A 23,085-nucleotide genomic window follows, 5' to 3' on the forward strand; every position below is an offset into this window, starting at 1 on the left:
TATAAGAGACAGCACCCGTACCAGCTCCACCCGCCCCAGCAGAGTCCCGGAACAGGATCCGATGACCGACGCAACCGAACCGGCAGGCCCGGACGCACCGGAGGACCGCACCACACCGGTCCCGCGGACACCGCGGTCCGAGGTCCGGGAACGCCTGCTCGCCGCCGGCTCCCGGGTCTTCGCCGAGCAGGGCGTGCACGAAGCGCGGCTCGACGCCGTCGCCGCCGCCGCGGGCTTCAGCAAGGGCGCGGTGTACTCGAACTTCTCGTCGAAGGAGGACCTGCTCGCACAGGTCATGCAGCGCGCCACGAACCGGGTGCTCCAGTCGCTGCAGGAACTCATCGGCATCGACATCAGCGCCGCCGACGTCGGTGACGTCGTCCGGGCCGCGTTCGGACGACACGACCAGAGCGCCGAGTTCGCCCTGCTCTCCGAACTGCGCGCCTACGCCATCCGGCACCCGGAGTTCATGCCCGAGTTCGTCCGGCAGCGCCGCACCCTGCAGGACGGCGTCCGGGAACTCGTCCACACCTGGTTCGCCGCGCACCCCGAGGTCGACCCCGGCATGCCGCTCGACACGTTCGCGACGATCCTCGTCGCCACCAACTCCGGCATGGTGTTCGACGCCCCCGCCCTCGACGGGATGAACCCGGGCGAGGCCGTCGCGACGATGGTGGAGGCGGTACTCCGACCGCGCTGAACCGCCGACGTGGCCAGCGGGTCAGCCCGCTGCCGGCGCGGGTCGCCCGTCCGACGGACGGCCCGAGGGCAGCAGACTCGGCGGGAGCAGGCGGGATCGGACCACCCGACCACGCGAGACCGCGCCGTCCAACGCGGTGCGGGCCTCCCGGACGGACCGGAGCAGTGCCTGCGTGTCCGCACGGCCGTCGACGGCGAAGCGCTCGTGGTCGACGGCGTCCACCACGGACTGCAGGTGCGGCAGCACCGACGCCGGCACCACCGTCCGGAGTCGGCCGAGGACGCCCCGTGCGGTCCGGGCGACGGCGGCTGCGTCCCCGGGTGGCGCCGAACCGGGTGCGAACCCGTGGTCGGCGACGTCGTCGAGCAGTTCCCGCCACGCGGCGACGGCCGGATGCCGTCCCGCCGCGACCGCGCCGAGCCGACGGTGCCGTCGTGCCGCTCGGACCGCGCCGGGCGCGACGAGCACCGCGAGGGCGACGAGCACGCCGACGAGCACACCCCACGGGGCACCACCACCACCGGCACTGCTGCCGCCCGCAGCCGCGGAGGTCGGCGTCGGCGAGGCCGACGCCGAGGCCGACGGCGCCGTGGTCTCGCCGGGAGCGGGCAGCGGCGTCTCGGTCGGGGCGGGCGCCGACGTGGCCGACGCCGAGGGCTGCGGCTGCGCGGCCTGGTCGGAGTCCGGCGTCGGTTCGAACGACACCCACCCGGCGCCGCGGATGTACAGCTCCGGCCACGAGTGCAGCTGGCGGTTCGACACGGTGTACTGGCCGTCCTCGCGGCTGGCACCGGCGCGGTAGCCGACGGCGATGCGCGACGGAATGCCGAGGGTCCGGGCCATCACGGCCATCGCGGACGCGAAGTGCACGCAGTACCCCGAGCGCTCCTGCAGGAACCGTGCCACGACGTCCATGCTGTCACCGTCGTAGCCCTGCTCGACCGGCGCCGTCTCGGAGTAGGTGAACAGGCCGCTGCGGAACCACTGCTCGAGCGCCCGGGCCTGCCCGTAGTCGGTGGTCGCGCCGGCGTCGACCCGGGCCGCGGTGGTGCGGATCACGTTCGGCAGGTCGTCGGGCAACTCGGTGTCGGTGCGGAGCTGCGCCCGGGACGGCGCGACGAAGCCACGACCGTCGGCCTGGGACAGCCGGCCGGAGGCGGCGATGGCGTCGAGGTACGCGTTCGCGGACACCGAGGCGCCGTACGCCTCGTAGACCGCACCGCGGCGGGTCGCCGGACCCGCGGAACGGACCGTGTTCGTGTCCCCGGACCAGCGCCACTGGGCGAGGTCGAGGTTCGTGGACTTCGACTCGACCGACATCGCCCCGGCGGGCAGCGGCAGGTAGTTGCTCGACAGTCCGGTGATCTGCACCGTCACGTCGCCACGGTCGGCCAACCGCGGGTTGACGCCGTCCACCCGACGGGACTGGTCGGCGGTGTCCGCGGTGGAGGCGTCGGTGACGGTCGGCACCCAGTCGCCCGTGCCGAACTCGTCGAGGTCCGCGAGCTTGAGGTACTCCGGTTGCCCGTCCGAGGACCGGTACCGGAAGACCTCGAGCTCGCTCGGTCGACGGAGGTCCTGGCCGAGTTCGAGCAGGGTGCCCGGGCGTCCGGGCTGGATCGGCGACTGGATCGCCCCCGTCACGCCGGAGAGCCAGCCGGCGTCGATCGGCACGAGGACGGGCAGCCCGATGGCCACGACCAACCCGATGGCGCCGACGACGGCAGCCGGGAAGACCCGTTGCACCGGCCGGACCGACGTCCACAGCAGCGCGAGGAAGGCCAGCGCGGCGGACACGACCAGCCACCCGGACGGGGCCTCGCCCGTGATGATGCCCGGCACCAGGAGGATCACGAGCGCGGGGGCCGCGGCCAGGGCGGCGGTCGGGGCCACGGCTGCCAGGAACAGCGAGGCGCCCGCCACCCAGGCGATCGCCACCGTCACGATCAGCCGGATCGAGTCCGTCTGCGGCAGCGGAGCCGGGTTCAGGCGGATCGCCGCCAGCGTCTGCCCGAGCGCGCCGTCCCGGTCGAGCCAGCCGAGCGGCACGGTGTCGTTGAGGAGCGCCGCGGCGCAGGAGCCGAGCACGAGCGTCGCGACGAGCGCCACGAAGCGGACGCCGCGGGGCCGGGTCCGGACGGCGAGCAGGACTGCGACGAGCACGGCGGTGAACACCACGCCGGACAGCCACCACGAGATCCCCTGCACGAGCGGGCGCATCGCCAGTGCGGCGACGAGGACGGGCACCGGGGCGAGGGCCACGACCCAGGCGCCGGGGGTGTCCGGGCTGCGGTCGTCGCGGTCCAGGACCTCGCGGACGTCGACGTGCTGGCGCTGCCGGCTCGGGCTGGTGGCGGTCACCGGCTGCGTCCGCTCACGGTCGTGCCGGGCACCGGCACCACGAGCACGCGCCACCCGGCGCGGTCCATGATCCCGCGGACGACGGGGTCGGGGGCGACGACGGTGACGAGCACCCCGCGGCTCGACCCGTTCGTCGCGGAGACGAGCCCGGCCGCCTCCTCCGGGCTGCAGTGCCCGGTGACGACCGCGGTCATGCCGTGCACGTCACGACCGCGGACGCCGTGCAGCACGTCGACGGGGTCGCGCGAGTCGGACCGGGCCTGGACGTCGGCGAGGCCCACGAGCACCTCGGACAGACCACCGGCGTCGCCGCTGTGGCGGACGTCACCGCCGGGACCGTCACTGACGAGTGCGACCCGGGACGTCCGTGCCGACAGCGCCCGGGCGACGCTCGCCGCCACCACGACCGCGTGCTCGAACGCCTGGTCGCCGCCGAGGTCGGACAGTTCGGACAGGTCGTCGCGGCCGAGCTGCTGGTACGAGGAGCGGCGCACGTCGAGGGCGACCACGGCCTCCGGGGGCTGCGCCTGCGTGGTCTGACGGACGTGCAGGACGCCCCGCTTCGCGCTCTGTCCCCAGTGCACGCGGCGGATCGGGTCGCCCGGACGGTACGGGCGGAGCTCGCTGTCGTCGGCCGATCCGCCCTGTCCGACCCGGCCCTCGTCCGCGGAGACCGCGCCGGCGAGGGCACCGGTGTCGAGCGCGGCGAGCGGCGTCGTCCCGGGGACCACGACGACCTCCTCGGCCGGGACGACCGGCCGGTCGATGCGGAGCAGCCCGAACGGGTCCTCGACGCGGATCGTGACCGGGCCGATGGTCGCCCGCCCGCGGTGGATCGCGAGGGCCTCGACGTCCAGGACGGCCGGCGGCTGGCCGGGTCCGATGGTGACCAGCGACGCCGCGTCACCGGTGCTCACGAAGAGGTCGTCGAGCTGTTCGCGGACCAGCAGCGTGGACCGCGGTGCGAAGCGCACCCCGGAGCCCCGGAGCGTGACCCGCTCCCGGTAGACCTCTCCCACCTGCACGGTCGCGCGCGGTGCCGACCGGGAGGCCCGGAGCGGCGCCGCCACGGCCAGTGCGGTGACGACACCCGCGACGACGAGCACCAGGAGCAGGAGACCCGCGGACACGGCGACGCTCATCGACGCCACGAGTCCGCCGCCGACGAGCCCGATGCCGACCGCGAGGACCGTCCAGCCGCGCAGCGTCGGTCGGGGGAACGGGGTCCGCCGCAGCATGCCGACCCCGCGGCGTCCGATGCGGGACAGCGCCGAGCCGGCCGCGCCCGCGCGGAGCGCGATCGGACGGGCAGCGGGGCGCCGGTCGGCCATCAGGAGCGGACGGGGGTCGCGGTGAACGGCACCGCGGTGTCGGAGACGATCCGGACGACGATCTGGCGGGCGGTGTCCTCGGCCGAACCGCCGAGGCCGCGGGCGACCGGGACGAGCCGGTGTGCCAGGACGACCGGGGCCAGGGTCGCGACGTCGTCCGGGGTGACGAACGGCCGGCCGAGGAGCGCTGCGTGGGCGCGGGCCGCCTGCGCCAGGTGCAGGGTCGCGCGGGGGCTGGCACCGAGGAGCAGGTCGGGGTGTGTACGGGTGGCGCGGACGATCTCGACGATGTACGCCTCGACGTCCGCCGCGATGTGCACCGTCCGCACGGACGCGATCATGGCGCGGAGCGTGTCGACGTCGACGACGGGGCGCAGGTCGGCGAGCGGGTCGTGTCCGCCGCGGGCCGCGAGCATGCGCCGTTCGGCACCGGGGCTCGGGTAGCCCATCGCGATGCGCGCCATGAACCGGTCGCGCTGCGCCTCCGGCAGGGGGTACGTGCCCTCCATGTCGACCGGGTTCTGCGTCGCGACGATCATGAAGGGGGTCTCGAGGGGCCGGGTCACGCCGTCGACGGTGACCTGGGACTCGGCCATCGCCTCCAGGAGCGCCGACTGCGTCTTCGGGCTCGTGCGGTTGATCTCGTCGCCGATGACGACGTTCGCGAACACCGGACCCGGCGAGAACCGGAAGGCGCCGGACGACTGGTCGTAGATGTTCACGCCGGTGACGTCCGAGGGCAGCATGTCGGAGGTGAACTGGATGCGGCTCACGGACCCGCCGACCGAGGCACCGAGGGCCTTCGCCAGCACGGTCTTGCCGACGCCGGGGACGTCCTCGACGAGCAGGTGTCCCTCGGCGAGCATCACGGTGAGGGCGGTGCGGATGGCCTCGGTCTTGCCGTCCACCACGGTCGCGACCGACGCCATGACGGCCGCACCCGCGTCCTGGATCCGGTCGATCGGGACGGTCTGGTGGGTCAGCTCCGGCACGCAGGTCTCCTCGCCGCTGGGTCGATGTCCGGCGATGCTACAACGGCCGAGTGAGCGCAACCGGAGGATGCGTCACCGATCGCGCAGCGCGGACGGGACATGCGGTGCGGACGGGAGACGCAGTGCCGCGTCCGCGGCGAGCAGGACCTCCGCCGCCACCGTGACCCCCTCCTCCCGCCCGAGCTCGGTGTCCTCGTGCTCGATGTTGACGAGCATGTCCGGGTCGACCTCGTGCAGCGCGCGGAGGAACTCGGTCCAGAACGCGGTGTCGTGCCCCTTCCCGAGCGCCACGAAGTCCCACGCGGACGGCTTCGGCCACTCGTTCGCCCACTCGTCGCCGCCGAGGTTGGTGCGCGGCTCGTCCGGTGACAGTCGCCGGAACGAGTTGTCGAGCACGCCGTTGATCGCGGCGTGCGGGTTGATCCGGACGTCCTTGGCGGCGGCGTGCAGGACGAGCGGGCCGAGGTCACGGACGACGGCGACCGGGTCCATCTGCTGCCAGAACAGGTGGCTGGCGTCGAGTTCCACGCCGGTGTTCGTCAGGGCACCGCGTTCCACGAGTTCCCGGACCGACGCCGGGTTGAAGACGAGGTTCTGCGGATGCAGCTCGAGCGCGACGTGCACCCCGTGCTCCCGGGCGAACGCGTCGATCTCCTGCCAGAACGGCACCGCGATGCTCCACTGGTGTTCGAGGACGTCGAGCGCGGCGGAGTTCCAGGCGTTCACGATCCAGTTCGGACGGGTCCCGCCGGGCTCCCCCGCCGGCAGTCCGGACATCGTGACGACGCGGGTCTGCCCGAGGCGGGCCGCCAGGCGGATGCTGCGTCGGATGTCCTCCGCGTGCGCACGGCCGATCGCGGGGTCGGGGTGCAGCGGGTTGCCGTTGCAGTTGAGTCCGGCGATCGACACCCCGGTGCCGTCGAACTGCTCGAGGAAGGCGTCGCGAGCCGCGTCGTCCGTCAGGATCGCGTCGATGTCCGGCACGTGCACCGGGGGCAGGAAGCCGCCGGTGTTCAACTCGATCCCGGTCAGGCCGGCCCGACGGACGGCGGTGAGTGCGTCGGCGAGGGACCGGTCGTGGAAGACCGCGTTGTACAGTCCGAGCTTCATGCGCTGACCGTCGCCGTCGTGTCGGCGGTGCGCCGGGCCTCCACCGTGACCGTGCGACCGCCGTCGGCGGCCGATGCGGTGACGGCGGCGAGGACCTCCATGTTGTGCACGCCGTCGTGGAAGGTGGCGTTCGTCGGCAGGGGGTCGGCGACCCCGGCCACCTCGTCGAGGAAGGCGCGGGCCTGCACCTCGAACATCTGGTTCTGCCCCCAACCGACGCCGGGTGCGTCCATCGCCATCCCGCCCGCGACGTAGGGGTGGTCGGGGCCGAGGACGACCTGCCGGTACCCGCCCAGGCGGCTGCCGTCGCTGCGGAGGGCGAGACCGATCTCGGCCGGACGCTCCTGGTCCCAGCGCGCCGCCCCGTTCTCGCAGAACACCTCGACCACCAGGCCGTTCGGGTGCGCCGTCGTGACGCGCGAGACCTCGAGGGAGCCGACACCGTCACCGAAGCGAGCGGCGAAGGTGGCGTAGTCGTCGTTCTGCACGCGTGCCGTCTCCCCCGTGAGCGGTGCCCCCTGCCCACGGAGCGCGTGTCCGGCCGCGACCGGGCGCTCGGTGATCTCGGTGGTGAACAGTCCTCCGCTGACCTGCGCGACGTCCCCGGCCAGGAACTCGGCGATGTACGTCAGGTGGGACCCGACGTCGGCGAGCGCGCCGGTGCCCGGGGCGCCGGCGTAGCGCCACGAGAACGGCACGTCGGGCGAGGAGCCGTAGTCCGTCCAGTACCGTCCGGAGAGGTGCCGCACCCGGCCGAGCGTGCCGTCGTCGACGAGCTCGCGGATCGCGGCGAGGCCGGGGGCGCGGCGGTAGGTGAAGCCGATCCGGGCGGTGATGCCCCGTTCCGCTGCCCGGTCCGCGGCGTCGGCCATCGCGCGGGCGTCCTCGAGCGAGTCGGCGAGCGGCTTCTCGCAGAGGACGTGCTTGCCGGCGTCGAGCAGCCCCTCGACGATCTCGCGGTGCAGGCTGTTCGCGACCACGACGCTGACGACGTCGATGTCGTCCGCCGCGGCGATCGCCCGCCAGTCGGTGTCGTGCCGCTCGTACCCGAACCGCCGCGCCGCCTGCTGGGCGAGCGGCTCGTACACGTCCCCGACCGACACGAGTCGGACGGGCGGCAGGACCGGGTCGAAGAGGGTCGGTGCGGTCCGCCACGCATTCATGTGGGCCTTGCCCGCCATGCCGGCTCCGATGACGGCGACGCCGATGGGCTCGCTCATGTGCACTCCTTCGTGACGGTGACCCGACGTTCTGGAACGTTCCAGAACGAGTGGCTACACTGTAGACGCAGGCACCCATGTCCTGTCAATGCCTGATCTGCAGGAGGGTCCATGGCCGAGCGACCGCCGACGATCATCGACGTCGCCGCCCGTGCCGGGGTCTCGAAGTCACTCGTCTCGATGGTCGTGCGCGGCGACCCGGGGGTCTCCCCCGCCCGCCGCGCGGCCGTCCTCGCCGCCGTCGCCGAGCTCGGCTACCGCACGAACCGGGCCGCGGCGATCCTCGCGGGCACCAGGACCGGCACCGTCGGGGTGGTCGTCGATGACTTCCGCAACCCCTGGTACGTCCCGATGCTCGACGGCATCCGGGAGGTCCTCGCGCCCCGCGGACTCCGACTCACCCTGGCCGACGGCGCCGCGAACGCGCACCTCGGCGCCTCACCCTTCGACGACCTCGTCTCGCTGCGCGTCGACGGCGTCGTCCTCGCCGCCGAGTCACCCGCCGGCCTCGTCGTCCCGGACGGCCTGCCTGTCGTCGTCGCCGGCGAGCGCGCCGTCCGCCCCGCGGACACCGACACCGTCGCGTCGGACGAAGCCGCGGGCGGACGACTCGCCATCCGCCACCTCGTCCACCTCGGCCACCGGAGGATCGCGCACCTCACCGGGACGGGAGGCTCGGCCACCGCCCGTCGCGTCGCCGCCGTCGCCGAGATGGCCCGCTCCGGCATGGTCCCGGTCGTCGCCGGCGACGCCGGCACGGACGAGGCCGCCGGACACCAGGCGGCCCGGACCGTGCTCGCCGAGCACCCGGACGTCACCGCGTTCTTCGCCGCGAACGACGTCATGGCGATGGGTGCGATCGCCGCCGTGCTCGAGGCCGGACTGCGGGTGCCCGAGGACGTCTCCGTGATCGGGCACGACGAGACCCCGCTGGCGTCGTCACCCCTCGTCGGTCTGACCACGGTCGACCCGCACAACGACGAGGTCGGACGGCGTGCGGCGGCACGGCTGCTGGTGCGGCTCGACGCTGCCGCCGGGCGACCGGACGGCAGCGCTGCGGCACCGGCCCCGGCCCCGACGCGGTCACTCGTCGAACCGTCACTCGTGCTCCGGCGCACCACGGGGCCGCCGCCGTCCTGATCCGCTGAGCCGAGATCGGCGCGGTGCAGCGCTTCCGTGCCCGACGGATCAGCGCTCGGGCAGAGGCGACAGGTTGAGCGACCACATCGCGACGCCGTGCACACCGAGCTCGCGCGCCAGGTCCCGGCGTGCGGCGTAGGACCGGTCGTCGGACCAGCGCAGCTGCCGGCCGTCCTCGAGCGTCGCCGACCACTCCCCCGTACGGTCCGACCATTCTGCCCGCTCGCCGGCCAGGTGCGCTGCCCGGGCTGCCGGGATCGGGGCGGCGTCCGCGCCGGACCCCCACGCGTAGCCGTAGCCCGCGATGCCGACGTCGATGCGGTCTGCGGGGAGGCCGCCGTCGACGGCGGTGCGCACGGCCTTCCGCGTCCACGGCAACGACCCGATCGTGCCAGGACCGCCCCACGGCCCGTGCTGGTCGTAGGTCATCAGGACGATGCGGTCGAGGTGCGGGGCGAGCCCGGCCAGGTCGTAGCCGCGCGAGCGGTACTCCGCCGGGTCGGTGGAGGACATCATCGCGATCGAGACCTCGGCGTCGTCCCCGAGCCGCTCGCGGACGGCACTCCGGAGCGCCCGGGTGAAGGTGACCAGGTCGGCCTGGTCCTGGGAGCGCATCGACTCGAGGTCGATCTGCACGCCGTCGGCCCCGAGGCGAGCCGCCAGGTCGACGAGCCCGCCGACGACACGCTCCCGGTTCGTCGGCGACGACAGCAGCGCCGTGGCCGCTTCGGGCGAGAAGTCCCCGAGCGTCGACGTGTAGTTGCTGAAGAGCACCTCGGTCCGGGCCCCGGCGTCCGCGGCGACGCCGACGAGTTCGCCGACGTCGCCCGAGGTCGGGAGCAGGTGCGTGCCGTCGTCGGCCAGCGCCGCACCGTCCACCCCGATGACGTCTGCCCCGCGGTCGACGGCGGTGCGCACGCGGTCGGCGGCACCCCCTCCGGGTTCGACGTAACCCTCGATGCCGCCGGCCGCGCCGCGGGTGCCGTCGGCGCTGCAGCCCGAGAGCAGCACGGCGCCGAGCGCCACGGTCGCCGCTGCCGTCGTCATCCGTCGCATCACCCGATGACCGTAGCTGGTGCGTCCGGGGGCGCGCCCCGGGCGGCCGGTGGACCGAGACCCGGACGTCGGGGGGAAGAGCTGCGCACCGGGAACGACGAAACCCCGGTCCGCATCGACGGTTCCGGGGTTTCGTGGAGTGCGGAGACGGAGGGATTTGAACCCTCGGTCCCCGAAAGGGGACTCCACCTTAGCAGGGTGGTGCACTCGGCCTGACTATGCGACGTCTCCAGGTGTTCGACGACGAGCATACAGGAGGTCAGGCGGACTCTCGACCCGCCGGATCGCCGTCAGCGGAGCCGCAGTCGTGCCCGATGAGCGGGCATCTGCGGCTCCGTTCTCATCGGTCCCCCGAAGTGGGGACGATGGGGGGTTGCTGTTGTGTACCCCGGTGCATAGTCTCATGGTGACGTGGCATCACATTCCGGGGCGTCACAACCCCGTCGCCGCGACACAGCACCCAGCAAGAGCACGCAGTACAGCACCCAGACGTCGCTCCCCGTGGCCTGGGCCTGACGCCCCCGATCGTCAGCGCCCGCCCGGGGAGCGACTTGGTTCCGCGACGGCATGGTGATGTCCGTCGCGCACGGCGACACCGGTTCCACTCAAGCCGTCTCGGCGCTGCGGAACCGCTCGGGCAGCGCGATCAGCAGCTCGGCCAGCTCGGTCAGCCGGACGGCGCACAGCGCGACGTCGTCCGCGAGCGCTGCGGTCCGTGCAGCCTTGACGACCTGCATGCGCCGGGTCCAGTCCGCTGCGACGTCGATGCCGTTCGCCCGCGCGATGTCGTCCGTGTGGAAGACATCGAGCACGGTCTGCTGCGATCGCAACCAGTCAGCGCTCACCGGGGCTCCGGACCGCCGGAGCACCCACACCGCGAGCTCCACGAACGCACCGGCCTCCGACAGACAGTCGCGGAGGACGGCGGGGTCGAAGGGCTCGTCGCCCCGGGCACAGCTGGTCGGCGGATCGACCAGCATCGAGCGCGCGATCCGGGTGCGCTCGACCATCTGCCCGACCGTCCACGGGGCGATCACCACACCGACGTAGCGCTGCACGATGACCAGTCGGAGGGCCTCGAGCGGCACGAGCGCTTCGCGGACCGGGGTCCGTGACACCCGCATGTCGTCGGCCAGCGCGTCGAGGCGCAGGCGCTGTCCACGGCGGTAGTCACCGCGCAGGATGTGGCGCAACATCCGTTCGAAGACCGCGTCACGCAAGAGGTTGCGCGGCACCCCCAGCGGGTCGGTGACACCGCCGCCGGCACTGGTGCCGGCACCGGCGGCACCGGGTTCGGCACCGGTGGCACTCGTGGCACTGGTGGCACTGGTGGCACTGATCACGTCGCTCTCGACGCGCAGGAGTCCGGTCATCAGGTCACCGTCCCGCACGGCGGCTCCGATGGCCGAGGGCGCCGTCTGCCCGGTGGACAACCGGACGCGGCCGTCTTCTGTGGAGGACAGCATGCTGCCCCCTCCGGCGGTGTACGGCCGTCGTGGTGGTGTCGTGCATCGGATCCTCCGTGACCACGGCCCTCCGGACGGGGCCGTGGTCACGAGGATCACAGGATGCGGCGGTGACCGCTAAACATGTTGCATCAGGAGTTTCGCCCGGTCGCCGGCCCACGGCTGGACGGGCCTCCCGTGCCGGAACCCGGACCGGAGTCCGCACTGTCCTTCCCGGTCAACACCGACAGCGGCTGGGTGATGTCCTCGAGGCCCTTCCGGGCGGCATCGACCCCGAAGACGAGTGCGACCACCCCGCCGACGATCATCACCCCGGACCCCAGCAGGTACCCCCAGAAGAGCGGCTCGCGGTCCGAACCGTCGCCGATGAAGGCGCCGTAGATGAGCGGCGCGATCGCGCCGAAGACCTGCGCCAGCGCGAAGAAGTACGAGATCGCCTGCGACCGCAGTTCGAGCGGGAAGATCTCGCTCACCGTCAGGTAGGCACTCGAGGCACCGGCCGACGCGAAGAAGAACGACACGCACCAGAACGCCACCTGCCAGCCCGCGTTGATCGCGTCCGCGCGGAACAGGAACGCCGAGGTGGCGAGCACCAGACCGGACACCAGGTAGGTCAGGAAGATCATCTGCCGCCGACCCCAGGTGTCGAAGAAGCGGCCGAGGATGATCGGCCCGAGCAGGTTGCCGATCGCGAACGGGAAGAAGTAGATCGACGTCTCTGCGGTCTTCAGCCCGAAGAAGTTCGTCAGCACGAGTGCGTACGTGAAGAAGATCGCGTTGTACAGGAACGCCTGCGTGATCATCATCGTCGCGCCGACCAGCGTCCTGGTCGGGTACTGCTTGAGCAGCACGCGCGCGATGGTCAGGAACCCCACCCGGTCCATCGGTGTGACGGTCATCGCCTTCGACTGCGGCACCGGCTCGAGCTCCTTGCCGGACTCCCGCTCGACCTCGGCCTCGATCCGCGCGACGGTGTCCTCCGCCTCCTGCTCCTTGCCGTGCGTCATCAGCCACCGGGGACTCTCCGGGATGTGCCGACGGAGGAAGATGATCGCGATGCCGAGCACCGGGCCGAGGAAGAACCCGATCCGCCACCCGATGCTCTCGGAGAAGTTGGCCGTGTCGAGCAGGTAGATGTTCGCGGCCGCACCGAGGGCGGCGCCGCCCCAGTAGGTGCCGTTGATCGCGATGTCGACGTGCCCGCGGTACTTCGCCGGGATGAGTTCGTCGATCGCCGAGTTGATCGCGGCGTACTCGCCACCGATGCCGAGACCGGCGACGAACCGGAAGACCGCCAGGAACCAGAAGTCCTGCGCCAGACCCGCGACGCCGGAACCGATCAGGTAGATCGCGAGCGTCAGGATGAAGAGCTTGCGCCGACCGAGTCGATCCGACAGGCGCCCGAAGACCAGTGCGCCGACGACCTGGCCGACCAGGTAGATGCTGCCGAGGGACGCGACGTCCTGGTTCGACAGTCCCAGGTCGGCCTTGAACCCGGCGTTCGAGACGATCTGGATCTCGAGTCCGTCGAGGATCCACGACACCCCCAGGCCGACCACGACGCTCCAGTGGAACCTCGTCCACGGCAGTCGGTCCATCCTCGCCGGGACGAGACTCGTGACCGTCCCGTCCTTCGTTCCGCTGGCGCTCGTCATGCGCGTGCTCCTCCCGCGGTGAGCGCCTTCCGCCCGCCGCAAGAACGGAACGTACGCCGGAGCCGCCGCTCTTGTCCGCGGCCGGGACCGGAACGGCCGACGAACGACGAACGATGGGCGTGGCCGCCGGCACGCGTCGGACGGGAGGCTCGTGACGGTGCCGCCACGAGCCTCCGGTCAGTAGCGTGGTGGCGTGCCGCTGCAGAACTCGACCGACCGCATCCTCACCACCCACACGGGCTCGCTCCCCCGGACGCCGGAGCTCACCGCGCTCCTGGTCGCCCGCGACCAGGGCAAGCCGTTCGACGAACAGGCGCTCCGTGACGAGACCGCCGCCGTGCTCGCCCGCACCGTCGACGCGCAGCTGGCGGCCGGGATCGACGTCGTCAACGACGGCGAGGTGCCCCGCGTCGGCTTCTCCACCTACATCCGCGAGCGCCTGTCCGGATTCGGCGGCACGGGGCACCGCAAGCCGACGCTCGACTCCGTGAAGTTCCCCGAGTACGCCGCGTTCCAGGCGCGACAGATCGACGAGGGCGCCGAGTTCGCCCGAGTCTGGGACACCCCGGTGGCGCAGGGCCTGCTGCAGTACGACGAGGAGCGCGCCGGCATCCGGGAGGACCTCGACGGCTTCGAACGCGAACTCGCTCGCAACGCCGAAGCCGGCCGCACCCCGGTCGGCACGTTCATCTCGGCGGCGACGCCCGGGATCGTCGCGACGACCCTGCTGCTCGACGACGCCAACCCGCACTACGCCGACCACCGCGAGTACGTCTTCGCCCTGGCCGAGCAGCTCCGGGTCGAGTACGAGGAGATCGCCGCCCGCGGCCACGTCCTGCAGCTCGACGCTCCGGACCTGGCGATGGAGCGGGTGATCCACTTCGGCGACGCGTCCCTCGACGAGTTCCTGGCGGCGGTCGACCTGCACGTCGACGCGCTCAACCACGCCCTGCGGAACATCCCGAAGGAGCAGACCCGACTGCACGTCTGCTACGGCAACTGGCAGGGGCCGCACCAGGACGACGTGCCCGTCGACGTGCTGCTGCCGCACCTCTACCGGGCCGAGGTCGGGTCGTTCAGCATCCCGTTCGGCAACCCGCGGCACGCGCACGAGTTCCCGGCGTTCCGCGACCTGCCGCTGCCCGACGGCGCGGTCCTCGTGCCGGGCGTCATCGACGTGACGACGAACTACCTCGAGCACCCGCAGCTCGTCGCGAACCGGATCGTCGAGGCGGCCGAGGCCGTCGGTGACCCGACCCGGATCGTCGCCGGCACGGACTGCGGCCTGGCGACCTTCGCCAGCTACGAGTTCGTCGCGTCCGACGTCGCGTGGGCGAAGCTCGGCGCACTCGTCGAGGGAGCCGAGATCGCGTCCCGCCGCCTGTTCGGCTGACGCGTCCGCGACGCCGCCGTCGGCGCGAGACGCCTCCGACACATCGAGACACCGCCACATCCGGCGGCGTCTCGCCCCTCCGGCGGCGTCACGACCAGACGGGGGCGTCTCGGCGCCACGGTGTCGGACGGGAGGCGCGGGGCGGCCCCGCCACGGGCCTCCCGTCCGTTGCCGCCGTCGGTGGGCGGGCGTACCGTGGCGCCCGTGAACCGACCTGATCTCTCCACGGTCGGCGAGCTCCGCGCTGCTGGGCACGTCCAGAAGTCGGTCCGCGCCGAGATCCGCGACAACCTGCTCACCGCCCTCCGCGAGGGCCGTGACCCCTGGCCCGGCCTGCACGGCTTCCAGACCACCGTCATCCCGCAGCTCGAGCGCGCCCTGATCGCCGGACACGACGTCGTCCTGCTGGGCGAGCGCGGCCAGGGCAAGACCCGACTGCTCCGCACCCTGAACGGCCTGATGGACGAGTGGACACCGGTCATCACCGGCTCCGAACTCGGCGAGCACCCGTACGAACCGATCGTCACGGCGAGCATCCGTCGCGCCCAGAACCTCGGCGACGCACTGCCGATCTCGTGGGTGCACCGCGACGACCGCTACGTCGAGAAGCTCGCGACGCCGGACACCTCCGTCGCGGACCTGATCGGTGACGTCGACCCGATGAAGGTCGCCGAAGGCCGCAGCCTCGGCGACCCGGAGACGATCCACTTCGGCCTGATCCCGCGCGGTCACCGCGGCATCGTCGCGATCAACGAGCTGCCTGACCTCGCCGAGCGCATCCAGGTCGCGATGCTCAACGTGATGGAGGAGCGGGACGTCCAGATCCGCGGGTACGTGCTGCGACTGCCGCTCGACGTGCTCGTCGTCGCGAGTGCGAACCCCGAGGACTACACGAACCGCGGCCGGATCATCACACCGCTGAAGGACCGCTTCGGCGCCGAGATCCGCACGCACTACCCGATCGAGCTGGCGGACGAGATCGCCGTCATCCGGCAGGAGGCGCAGTTGACCGCCGAGGTGCCGGACGCCTTGATCGAGATCCTCGCCCGCTTCACCCGTGCCCTCCGCGAGTCGAGTGCCGTGGACCAGCGCAGTGGTGTCAGTGCCCGCTTCTCGATCGCCGGTGCCGAGACGGTGTCCGCCGCCGCCGTGCACCGCGCAGCCCGCCAGGGTGAGCCGGACGCCGTCGCCCGACCGATCGACCTCGAGACCGCGGTCGACGTCCTCGGCGGCAAGATCGAGTTCGAGTCCGGGGAAGAGGACCGCGCCGACGAGGTGCTCGAACACCTGCTGCGGACCGCGACCGCCGAGACCGTGCGCTCGCGCTTCCGTGGGCTGGACTTCGGCGTGCTCGTCGATGCGCTCGAGGGCGGCACGATGGTCACCACCGGCGAACAGGTCAGCGCGCGGGACTTCCTCGCCGGGCTGCCGTCGCTCGGTGAGTCCGACCTGTACGACCAGGTGTGCGAGCGCCTCGGCGCCACGTCCGACGGCGAGCGGGCCGGCGCGATCGAGTTGGCGCTGGAGGGCCTGTTCCTGGCCCGCCGCATCAGCAAGGAGTCCGGCGGGGGCGAAGCAGCGTATGGGATGTGACCCGGTGCGCACCGACACCGACACCGACACCGACACCGACGGGGTGACCCGTGGCTAGCCGCCCGAACCGTCGGCTGAGCCGTGACAGCCGCTACGGCAAGTACGACGGCGGCCCGGATCCCCTCGCGCCACCCGCCGACCTGGCCGAGGCGCTCGAGGCGATCGGCCAGGACGTCATGGCCGGCACCTCCCCCGAGCGGGCGATGCGGGAGTTCCTCCGACGCGGCGGGCAGTCGCAGCGGGGGCTCGACGACCTCGCTCGACTGGTGGCCGAGAAGCGCCGCGAACTGACGAGCCGGAACAACCTGGACGGCACCCTGCAGGAGATCAGGCAGCTCCTCGACGAAGCCATCCTGGCCGAACGTGGACAACTCGCTCGGGACACGGCGATGGACGACGGGGACCGCGCACTGGCCCAGATGCAGCTCGACAGCCTGCCGTCCTCGCCCGCCGCAGCGGTCAGCGAACTGAACGGCTACGACTGGAAGAGCCCGACGGGCCGGCAGAAGTACGATCAGATCAAGGACCTGCTCGGCCGCGAGATGCTCGACCAACGGTTCGCGGGCATGAAGCAGGCGCTCGAGAACGCCACCGACGACGACCGGGCCGCGGTCGCCGGGATGATGCACGACCTCAACGAACTGCTCGACGCCCACCGTCGGGGTGAGGACAGCCAGGAACAGTTCGACGAGTTCATGGCGAAGCACGGTGACCAGTTCCCGTCGAACCCGCAGAACGTGGACGAGCTGCTCGACGACCTCGCAGCCCGTGCCGCAGCGGCCCAACGGATGCGGAACTCGATGACGCAGGAGCAGCGCGACGAACTCGACGCGCTGGCCGAGCAGGCGTTCGGCTCCCCTGCGCTGATGGGGGCGCTGTCCCAGCTCGACGACAACCTCCGTGCCCTCCGCCCCGGCGAGGACTGGGGCGGGTCCGAGGGCATGGACGGCGAGCAGGGTCTCGGTCTCGGCGACGGCACCGGTGTGTTCCAGGACATCGCCGACCTCGACGCCCTCGCCGACCAGCTCGCCCAGGTCGGCCCCGGTTCGGAGCTCGACGACCTGGACCTCGACGCCCTCGCCCAGCAGCTCGGCGACCAGGCGGCTGTCGACGCCCGGACCCTGCAGCAGCTCGAGAAGGCGCTGCGGAACTCGGGCGCGATGAAACGGGGCACGGACGGACAGCTCCGGCTCACCCCGAAGGCGATGCGCCAGCTCGGCAAGAGCCTGCTCAAGGACGTCGCCGAGCGGATGTCGGGTCGGCAGGGCGCGCGGGACCTCCGCCGTGCCGGTGCCGCCGGTGACCGCTCCGGGTCGACGCGTCCGTGGGAGTTCGGCGACACCGAACCCTGGGACGTCACACGCTCGATCACCAACGCCCTGACCCGTACCGCCGGGGACGGCCCCCGTTCCGGCGCGGGGGTCCGGTTGCAGATCGAGGACGTCGAGGTGCAGGAGACCGAGGCCCGCACGCAGGCCGTCGTCGCCCTGCTCGTCGACACCTCGTTCTCGATGGCGATGGAGGACCGCTGGGTCCCGATGAAGCGCACCGCCCTCGCGCTGCACACCCTCATCTCCACGCGGTTCCGCGGGGACGACCTGCAGCTCATCGCGTTCGGTCGTGAGGCCGAGGTGATGGACGTCGACCAGCTCGTCGGCCTCGACGCCATGTGGGACAAGGGCACGAACCTGCACCACGCCCTGCTGCTGGCGAACCGGCACTTCCGGAAGCACCCGAACGCGCAGCCGGTGCTGCTCATCGTCACGGACGGCGAACCCACGTCACACCTGGAGCCGAACGGGCAGGTGTACTTCAGCTACCCGCCGGACCCGGTGACGATCGCGCTGAGCGTCCGGGAACTCGAGAACGCCCACCGGTTGGGCGCGAAGACGACGTTCTTCCGGCTCGGTGACGACCCGGGGCTCGCCCGCTTCGTGGACGGCATGGCCCGCCGCGTGGAGGGCACGGTGACGGCGCCGGAGAACGACGACCTGGGTGTCGCGGTGGTCGGGTCCTACCTCGGTGCCCGACGCGGCTCCGGCTCCGGCTCCGGCTCCGGCGACGACGGTCTCTGGGGCGGCGCCTTCAGCCGCTTCGGCTGACCGCGCTCCTGACGGCCGGGAGGCGCGTGCCGGGCTCGGCGCGCGCCTCCCGGCCGTCATGCCGCCGCGCCAGGAGACGGGCAGTGTCAGACAGTCAGCCGCGTCAGAACACCGGCCACGTCAGAAGACCGGCCACGGCACGGCCGGACCGTAGCCGTCCGGCGGCGGGAACGTCGCGACCGCGGCCAGCGCAGCGCAGCGCCCCCGGAGCGCCGACAGCTCGTCGTCGGTGAGGTGCTCACGCAGGGTCTCGCCGAGCGCTCCCCGGAGCGCCTCGGACAGCCGCTGGAGTCCAGCGACCTCGTCCTCGCTGAGGGGTTCGCCGATCCAGCCCCAGAGCACCGTCCGGAGCTTGTGCTCGACGTGGAAGGTCAGGCCGTGGTCGACGCCGAAGCGGTGCCCGTCCGGCATGGCCAGGACGTGCCCGCCCTTGCGGTCCGCGTTGTTCGTGACGACGTCGAAGACCGCCATCCGCCGGAGGACCGCCGAGTCCTCGTGCACCAGGGTCACCGCCTGGTCGTTCTCGTCCACGGCGTCGAGCACCTCACGGACGCTGCCCGCGGCGACCGCCGCGGCGGCGTCCTCGGCCGGGACCAGGTCGACGGCGTCCTGCTCGGGGTCGATGACCTGCCACCGCTGCACCATGCCCGGGCCGAAGGGACCGTCACCGAGCCAGGTCTCGGGCACGACGTTCCAACCGAGCGCCTCGGACACCAGGTAGGCGGAGACCTCACGACCGGCGAGGGTGCCGTCGGGGAAGTCCCACAGCGGCTTCTCGCCCTCGATCGGCTTGTAGACCACGTCCTCGCCGTCGAGCCGGGCGAGGAACGTGGCGTTCGAGGCCTCGCGGATGCGCCCGGTGATGCGGAGTTCCCCGGGAGCGCTGGGGACCGCGGCACCGGCGGCGTCAGGACCCATCGTCATCCGAGCTCGGGGAGCTCGGGCGGGTTCGGGCGTCCGGCGGCGATGACCTCGCGCGTGCGCTGGACGAAGGCGCGGGCGCTGCCCACCGGGATCTTGACCTGCAGCAGCTCGCTCGGTTCGGGAAGTTCGACGACCGCTTCGACCTCGTCGCCGTCGCCGGTCGACTCGGTGAAGACCTCGACGTCGTCCTCGATCGGGTACGCCTCGATCACGACCTGCGCGGTGGCCGGGTCGAAACCCAGGCTCAGGGCGCCGGCGCGGAACTCGGGCTCGACGGGCTGGTCGAGCGGGTCGCCGTCGCGCAGCTCGGTCGGTGCTGCGTCCGGGACGCTGAAGCGGTTGTCGTCGACCGTGGCGACCTCGTCGAGGAGTTCGTCGATCTTGTCGGCGAGCACGACCGACTGTTCCTTCTCGATTGCGACGCTGACGACGCGGCGGCCGTCACGGGCCTGGATGTAGAACGACCGCTCGCCCGGGCGTCCGATCGTGCCGACGACGAGTCTGTCCGGCCAGTCGAAGCCGTGGACGATGGGGGGCATACCGGCATTCTAGGAGCGTGCACCTCCGACCGTTCAGGAAGTGGCGGAGTCGGGATGCTCCGGAGACCGCGACTGCGACGACGACGACTGCTCGTCGTGTCCGGCGCCGCCGCCGACGACCGCGTCACCGCTCGGCGCCGCTGCCCGGGCCAGCCACGACAGGTCCCCCGACTCGGTGTTCGTCGCCACGACCTCCGGACGGGCCTCCCCGTACCGGACGATCGACACCGAGGCCGGTCCCACCGAGATGCGCTGGAACAGGTCCAGGTGCATGCCGAGGGCGTCGGCGAGGACGGACTTGATGATGTCGCCGTGGCTCACCGCCACCCAGACCGCACCGGCCCCGTGCTCTGCCTCGATCTGCGCGTCGAGGCGTCGGACGGCCGCGACCGCACGGGACTGCATGGTCTGCATCGACTCCCCGCCGGGGAACACGACGGCGCTCGGGTTCGACTGCACCACCCGCCACAGCTGCTCCTGGGCGAGATCGCTGATCCTGCGGTTCTGCCACTCGCCGTAGTCCGCCTCGATGATGCCGCGCTCGACGAACTGCTGCGGGTCGCCCGGCTGGAAGGCCGTGATCGCCCGCGCGGTCTGCCGGCAGCGCTCGAGAGGGCTCGAGACGACCGCGGCGAGGGGCACCGCGGCGATGCGCTCGGCGGTCGTGGCGGCCTGCCGCTTGCCGACGGAGTCGAGCGCGACCCCGGCCGTGCGGCCCGCGAGGAGCCCGGTCGCGTTCGCGGTGGTGCGTCCGTGCCGGACGAGGAGGACGGTCGCCATGGGGACGATCCTAGGCGTGGCCCGCGGCGCTGACGGCGGCCGGGATTGTGCTGCCACCCGCGAGCGGGCCATGATGCCCTGGTGCTGGTCTCCATCCTCTACATGAGCGTCGCGACGCACGAGTTCGGCGAGGACGAACTCGCCGAGATGCTCGCCGGCGCACGGTTGCGGAACGAGGCGCTCGGAGTCTCCGGCCTGCTGCTCGTCAAGGGCGGCCGCTTCATGCAGCTGCTCGAGGGCCCGGCGTGGAGCGTCAACGACCGGTTCACCGTGATCGAGAAGGACCCGCGCCACCACTCGGTGCGCTCGCTCGTCCGTGAGGACATCGAGCGCCGGCGGTTCGACGGCTGGTCGATGGCCTACCGCGGTCTCGACGACGCGGACATCGCGACCGTCGAGGGGTTCAGTCCGTTCCTGTCCGGCACCCTCGACTTCCCGCCGTCCTTCGACCGGACCAGCGCCGCCTGGCTGCTCAAGTGGTTCCGGGACCGCGACCTCGTCGAGGGCTGAGTCACCACAGCATCCGGCGCGCCCACCTGTGCGTCTGTACCGTCGGCGTCATGCCGTTCTTCCGCTCCTCCGCCGCTGCCCCACCGACGACGACGCCACCGACCGAGCCGGTGACCGGGGTGCGTGCTGCCTGGTCGGACTCGTTCGGCCGACTGGCGACCCGCTGCCTGCAGGTCATCATCCTCATCGTCATCGTCGCGGGCATCGTCTACGCGGGCCAGGTGCTCAGCGTCGTCACGATCCCGGTGCTGCTGGCCCTGATCATCGCCTCGGCCATGCACCCGGTCGTGTCCTGGCTCCGCCGTCACGGCTTCCCGTCCGTCTTCGCGACGCTGACGGTGCTCCTCGGGGTGCTCGTCGTCCTCGGGCTCCTCGGGTACCTCATCGTCGTCGCCGTCGAGAACCAGTGGTCCAGCCTGCAGAAGTCCGCCGTGCAGGGCTTCCAGCAGCTGCAGGACTTCAGCCGGACGCTGCCGTTCGCCGTCTCGGACAGCCAGGTCGACGACGCGGTGAAGACCGCCACCGACTTCGTCACGAGCGCGCAGTTCGGGTCAGGTGCCCTCGCCGGCGCGTCCGCCACCGCGAACTTCCTCACCGGCCTGGTGCTGATGATCGTCGTGCTGTTCTTCTTCCTCAAGGACGGGCCCCGCATCTGGGAGTTCCTGCTCCGTCCGTTCACCGGCGCCTCCTACGAGCGTGCGCGCCGCGTCGGTGACCGCGTCGTCTCGACCCTCGGCGGCTACGTCCGCGGCACCGCGACCGTCGCCGCGGTCGACGCCATCGGCATCGGCGTCGGCATCGCCATCGTCGGCGTGCCGCTCGCGCTCCCGCTGGCGGTCATCGTGTTCATCACGGCGTTCATCCCGATCGTCGGTGCCACCGCCGCCGGCATCCTCGCCGCACTCGTCGCGCTCGTCGCCGTCGGTCCGGTCCCGGCGCTGATCGTGGTCGGCATCGTCGTGGTCGTCAACCAGCTCGAGGGCAACTTCCTGCAGCCGGTGCTGATGGGGAAGACCCTGCGCCTGCACGGCCTGGTCATCCTGGTCGGCCTGACCGCGGGCACCGTCCTCGCCGGCATCACCGGCGCGATCATCTCGGTGCCGCTCCTGGCAGCCGGCTGGGGCGCCATCAAGGTCTGGGACGGACCGGACCTGGCCGCGAAGCCGTGGCGCCAGAAGCGCTCCGAGGACGTGGACGACCACGAACGCGCGAACAAGCGCGTCAAGCGCCGCGAGAAGGCGCAGAAGGCCCGCGAGAAGCGGCGCGAGGACCAGCAGAAGGCGCGGACGAAGCAGGCGGCGAAGACCGACTGACGACGAGACGACCGGACGGGAGGCCCGGACCAGCCCACCGGGGTCGGTCCGGGCCTCCTGTCATGCCACCCGCAGCACGCTCGCGCGGACGGTCAGGCGAAGGCGCGGTCCACGACGGCCAGCAACCGGTCGCGCTGCGCCGGGACCACGCAGGCGTGCGCGAGGACGCGCCACATCGTCGCCACGGCCGGCAGCAGGTCGATGCGTGCCGCTCGGACGTCGGACACGAGCTGCACGCCGGTGAACCACGGGACGACGGTGGCACCCAGCGCTTCCGGGGTGACCGTCGGGCCGACCTCGCCCGCGGCGACCGCCAGGCGGAAGACGTCCACGACGCTCGCGATCCACTGGTCGTAGAAGGACGACGTCGAACCGGAGAACACCCGGTTCTCGAGCGACAGCCGGATGCCGGCACGGACGACCGGGTCGTCGAGCAGCAGGCCGGCGATCGCGCGGGAGGCCTCGACCAGCCCGGCCAGCGGCGACGGTCCGTCGTACGTGACGGCTGCGAACGTGCGGGCGTTCTGCTCGTCGATCACGGCGAGGGCGATGGCCTGCTTCGTGCGGAAGTGGAAGTGGATCGCGCCCTGGCTGACCTCGGCGGACTTGGCGATCCCGGAGATGCTCGCCGCACCGAAGCCCTGGCGGTCGAACTCGACGGCGGCGGCCTCCAGGATCGCGGTTCGGCGGTCCGGTCCGCGACCGGGTACCGACGTCGGCGTGGTCATGGTCGTGCTTCCCCCGAGTTCCGTCGTGCTGGACGTGCACAGAACGACCCGTACACTCCGGCGACAACGGTACCGCGGTCCAGGCGCGGCTTCACGCCCCCGATGTGGTGTCGCTGGCGACACAGCAGAGCAGTTGTCCACAGGCTCTTCGGTCGCTGGTGGTGCTGGACTA

19 protein-coding genes and 1 tRNA gene are annotated in these 23,085 nt (G+C 72.1%); 7 read left to right on the forward strand and 13 right to left on the reverse strand.

Translation table 11 applies throughout. The annotated features are described in order from the left end of the window. The first annotated feature begins 61 nt into the window (after positions 1 to 61). Positions 62 to 700: a TetR/AcrR family transcriptional regulator gene (locus tag DEJ33_RS17510; RefSeq protein ID WP_111079165.1), complete on the forward strand. Its 639-nt coding sequence runs from the start codon at positions 62 to 64 to the stop codon at positions 698 to 700. A 21-nt stretch (positions 701 to 721) separates the two neighbouring features. Here DEJ33_RS17510 and DEJ33_RS14510 read toward each other — a convergent pair whose 3' ends face one another. From DEJ33_RS14510 to DEJ33_RS14530, 5 genes are all read right to left on the reverse strand, one after another. After that, the gene (locus DEJ33_RS14510; protein WP_146242645.1) at positions 722 to 3,061 is read right to left on the reverse strand and encodes a DUF3488 and transglutaminase-like domain-containing protein; all 2,340 of its coding nucleotides are present in this window, start codon (positions 3,059 to 3,061) and stop codon (positions 722 to 724) included. Beyond that, positions 3,058 to 4,392: a DUF58 domain-containing protein gene (locus tag DEJ33_RS14515; RefSeq protein WP_111079163.1), complete on the reverse strand. Its 1,335-nt coding sequence runs from the start codon at positions 4,390 to 4,392 to the stop codon at positions 3,058 to 3,060. The genes DEJ33_RS14510 and DEJ33_RS14515 overlap by 4 nt, the downstream gene beginning before the upstream one ends. After that, positions 4,392 to 5,321, reverse strand: a complete 930-nt coding sequence (locus DEJ33_RS14520) for a MoxR family ATPase (RefSeq protein ID WP_111079173.1) — start codon at positions 5,319 to 5,321, stop codon at positions 4,392 to 4,394. The genes DEJ33_RS14515 and DEJ33_RS14520 overlap by 1 nt, the downstream gene beginning before the upstream one ends. A 135-nt stretch (positions 5,322 to 5,456) precedes the next feature. After that, positions 5,457 to 6,494 (reverse strand): sugar phosphate isomerase/epimerase, encoded by a 1,038-nt coding sequence (locus tag DEJ33_RS14525; protein WP_111079162.1) that lies wholly within the window; start codon positions 6,492 to 6,494, stop codon positions 5,457 to 5,459. Beyond that, entirely contained in the window at positions 6,491 to 7,714 is a 1,224-nt protein-coding gene (locus tag DEJ33_RS14530; protein ID WP_111079161.1) for a Gfo/Idh/MocA family protein, read from the reverse strand. The genes DEJ33_RS14525 and DEJ33_RS14530 overlap by 4 nt, the downstream gene beginning before the upstream one ends. A gap of 111 nt (positions 7,715 to 7,825) precedes the next feature. On the opposite strand from DEJ33_RS14530, the gene DEJ33_RS14535 reads away from it, so the two are divergent. Next, a complete protein-coding gene (locus DEJ33_RS14535; protein ID WP_111079160.1) occupies positions 7,826 to 8,854 on the forward strand; it encodes a LacI family DNA-binding transcriptional regulator in 1,029 nt (342 codons plus the stop codon). Positions 8,855 to 8,902: 48 nt separating this feature from the next. Here DEJ33_RS14535 and DEJ33_RS14540 read toward each other — a convergent pair whose 3' ends face one another. The 4 genes from DEJ33_RS14540 to DEJ33_RS14555 form a co-directional block, all read right to left on the reverse strand. Then, a complete protein-coding gene (locus tag DEJ33_RS14540; protein ID WP_111195373.1) occupies positions 8,903 to 9,910 on the reverse strand; it encodes a glycosyl hydrolase family 18 protein in 1,008 nt (335 codons plus the stop codon). Positions 9,911 to 10,052: 142 nt separating this feature from the next. Then, a tRNA-Ser gene (locus tag DEJ33_RS14545) sits at positions 10,053 to 10,141 on the reverse strand. Between the two features lie 374 nt (positions 10,142 to 10,515). Further along, positions 10,516 to 11,376, reverse strand: a complete 861-nt coding sequence (locus DEJ33_RS14550; RefSeq protein ID WP_111195374.1) for a GntR family transcriptional regulator — start codon at positions 11,374 to 11,376, stop codon at positions 10,516 to 10,518. A gap of 131 nt (positions 11,377 to 11,507) precedes the next feature. Then, entirely contained in the window at positions 11,508 to 13,031 is a 1,524-nt protein-coding gene (locus tag DEJ33_RS14555; protein WP_258378179.1) for an MFS transporter, read from the reverse strand. A gap of 193 nt (positions 13,032 to 13,224) precedes the next feature. Between DEJ33_RS14555 and DEJ33_RS14560 the strand changes: the two genes are divergently transcribed. The 3 genes from DEJ33_RS14560 to DEJ33_RS17330 all read left to right on the forward strand — a co-directional run bounded on the left by DEJ33_RS14560 (position 13,225) and on the right by DEJ33_RS17330 (position 18,119). Beyond that, positions 13,225 to 14,424: a cobalamin-independent methionine synthase II family protein gene (locus tag DEJ33_RS14560; protein WP_258378180.1), complete on the forward strand. Its 1,200-nt coding sequence runs from the start codon at positions 13,225 to 13,227 to the stop codon at positions 14,422 to 14,424. 204 nt (positions 14,425 to 14,628) lie between these two features. Next, positions 14,629 to 16,017: an AAA family ATPase gene (locus DEJ33_RS14565; protein ID WP_111079157.1), complete on the forward strand. Its 1,389-nt coding sequence runs from the start codon at positions 14,629 to 14,631 to the stop codon at positions 16,015 to 16,017. Positions 16,018 to 16,067: 50 nt separating this feature from the next. After that, complete coding sequence (locus DEJ33_RS17330) at positions 16,068 to 18,119, forward strand: VWA domain-containing protein (RefSeq protein ID WP_258378181.1); 2,052 nt, start codon at positions 16,068 to 16,070, stop codon at positions 18,117 to 18,119. A 120-nt stretch (positions 18,120 to 18,239) separates the two neighbouring features. Here the strand turns inward: DEJ33_RS17330 and DEJ33_RS14575 are convergent, their stop codons facing one another. From DEJ33_RS14575 to DEJ33_RS14585, 3 genes are read right to left on the reverse strand one after another with little or no spacing between them, the layout of a single operon-like run. Continuing rightward, positions 18,240 to 19,037, reverse strand: coding sequence for an SCO1664 family protein (locus tag DEJ33_RS14575; protein ID WP_111079156.1), 798 nt, complete (start codon positions 19,035 to 19,037; stop codon positions 18,240 to 18,242). Between the two features lie 2 nt (positions 19,038 to 19,039). Next, positions 19,040 to 19,582 carry a DUF3090 domain-containing protein gene (locus DEJ33_RS14580; protein WP_111079155.1) on the reverse strand — a complete coding sequence of 181 codons (543 nt, stop codon included), beginning with the start codon at positions 19,580 to 19,582 and terminating at the stop codon, positions 19,040 to 19,042. Positions 19,583 to 19,615: 33 nt separating this feature from the next. Then, positions 19,616 to 20,362: a histidine phosphatase family protein gene (locus DEJ33_RS14585; protein WP_111079154.1), complete on the reverse strand. Its 747-nt coding sequence runs from the start codon at positions 20,360 to 20,362 to the stop codon at positions 19,616 to 19,618. Between the two features lie 81 nt (positions 20,363 to 20,443). Here DEJ33_RS14585 and DEJ33_RS14590 point away from each other — a divergent pair, with 81 nt between their 5' ends. Both DEJ33_RS14590 and DEJ33_RS14595 read left to right on the forward strand, forming a co-directional pair. Beyond that, positions 20,444 to 20,872, forward strand: coding sequence for a BLUF domain-containing protein (locus DEJ33_RS14590; RefSeq protein ID WP_111079153.1), 429 nt, complete (start codon positions 20,444 to 20,446; stop codon positions 20,870 to 20,872). A 50-nt stretch (positions 20,873 to 20,922) separates the two neighbouring features. After that, complete coding sequence (locus DEJ33_RS14595; protein WP_111079152.1) at positions 20,923 to 22,185, forward strand: AI-2E family transporter; 1,263 nt, start codon at positions 20,923 to 20,925, stop codon at positions 22,183 to 22,185. Positions 22,186 to 22,277: 92 nt separating this feature from the next. Here the strand turns inward: DEJ33_RS14595 and DEJ33_RS14600 are convergent, their stop codons facing one another. Then, positions 22,278 to 22,913 carry a ScbR family autoregulator-binding transcription factor gene (locus tag DEJ33_RS14600; RefSeq protein ID WP_110904638.1) on the reverse strand — a complete coding sequence of 212 codons (636 nt, stop codon included), beginning with the start codon at positions 22,911 to 22,913 and terminating at the stop codon, positions 22,278 to 22,280. Between the last annotated feature and the right edge of the window lie 172 nt (positions 22,914 to 23,085).

The sequence above is a fragment of the Curtobacterium sp. MCPF17_047 genome, from assembly GCF_003234045.1.
Lineage (GTDB): Bacteria > Actinomycetota > Actinomycetes > Actinomycetales > Microbacteriaceae > Curtobacterium.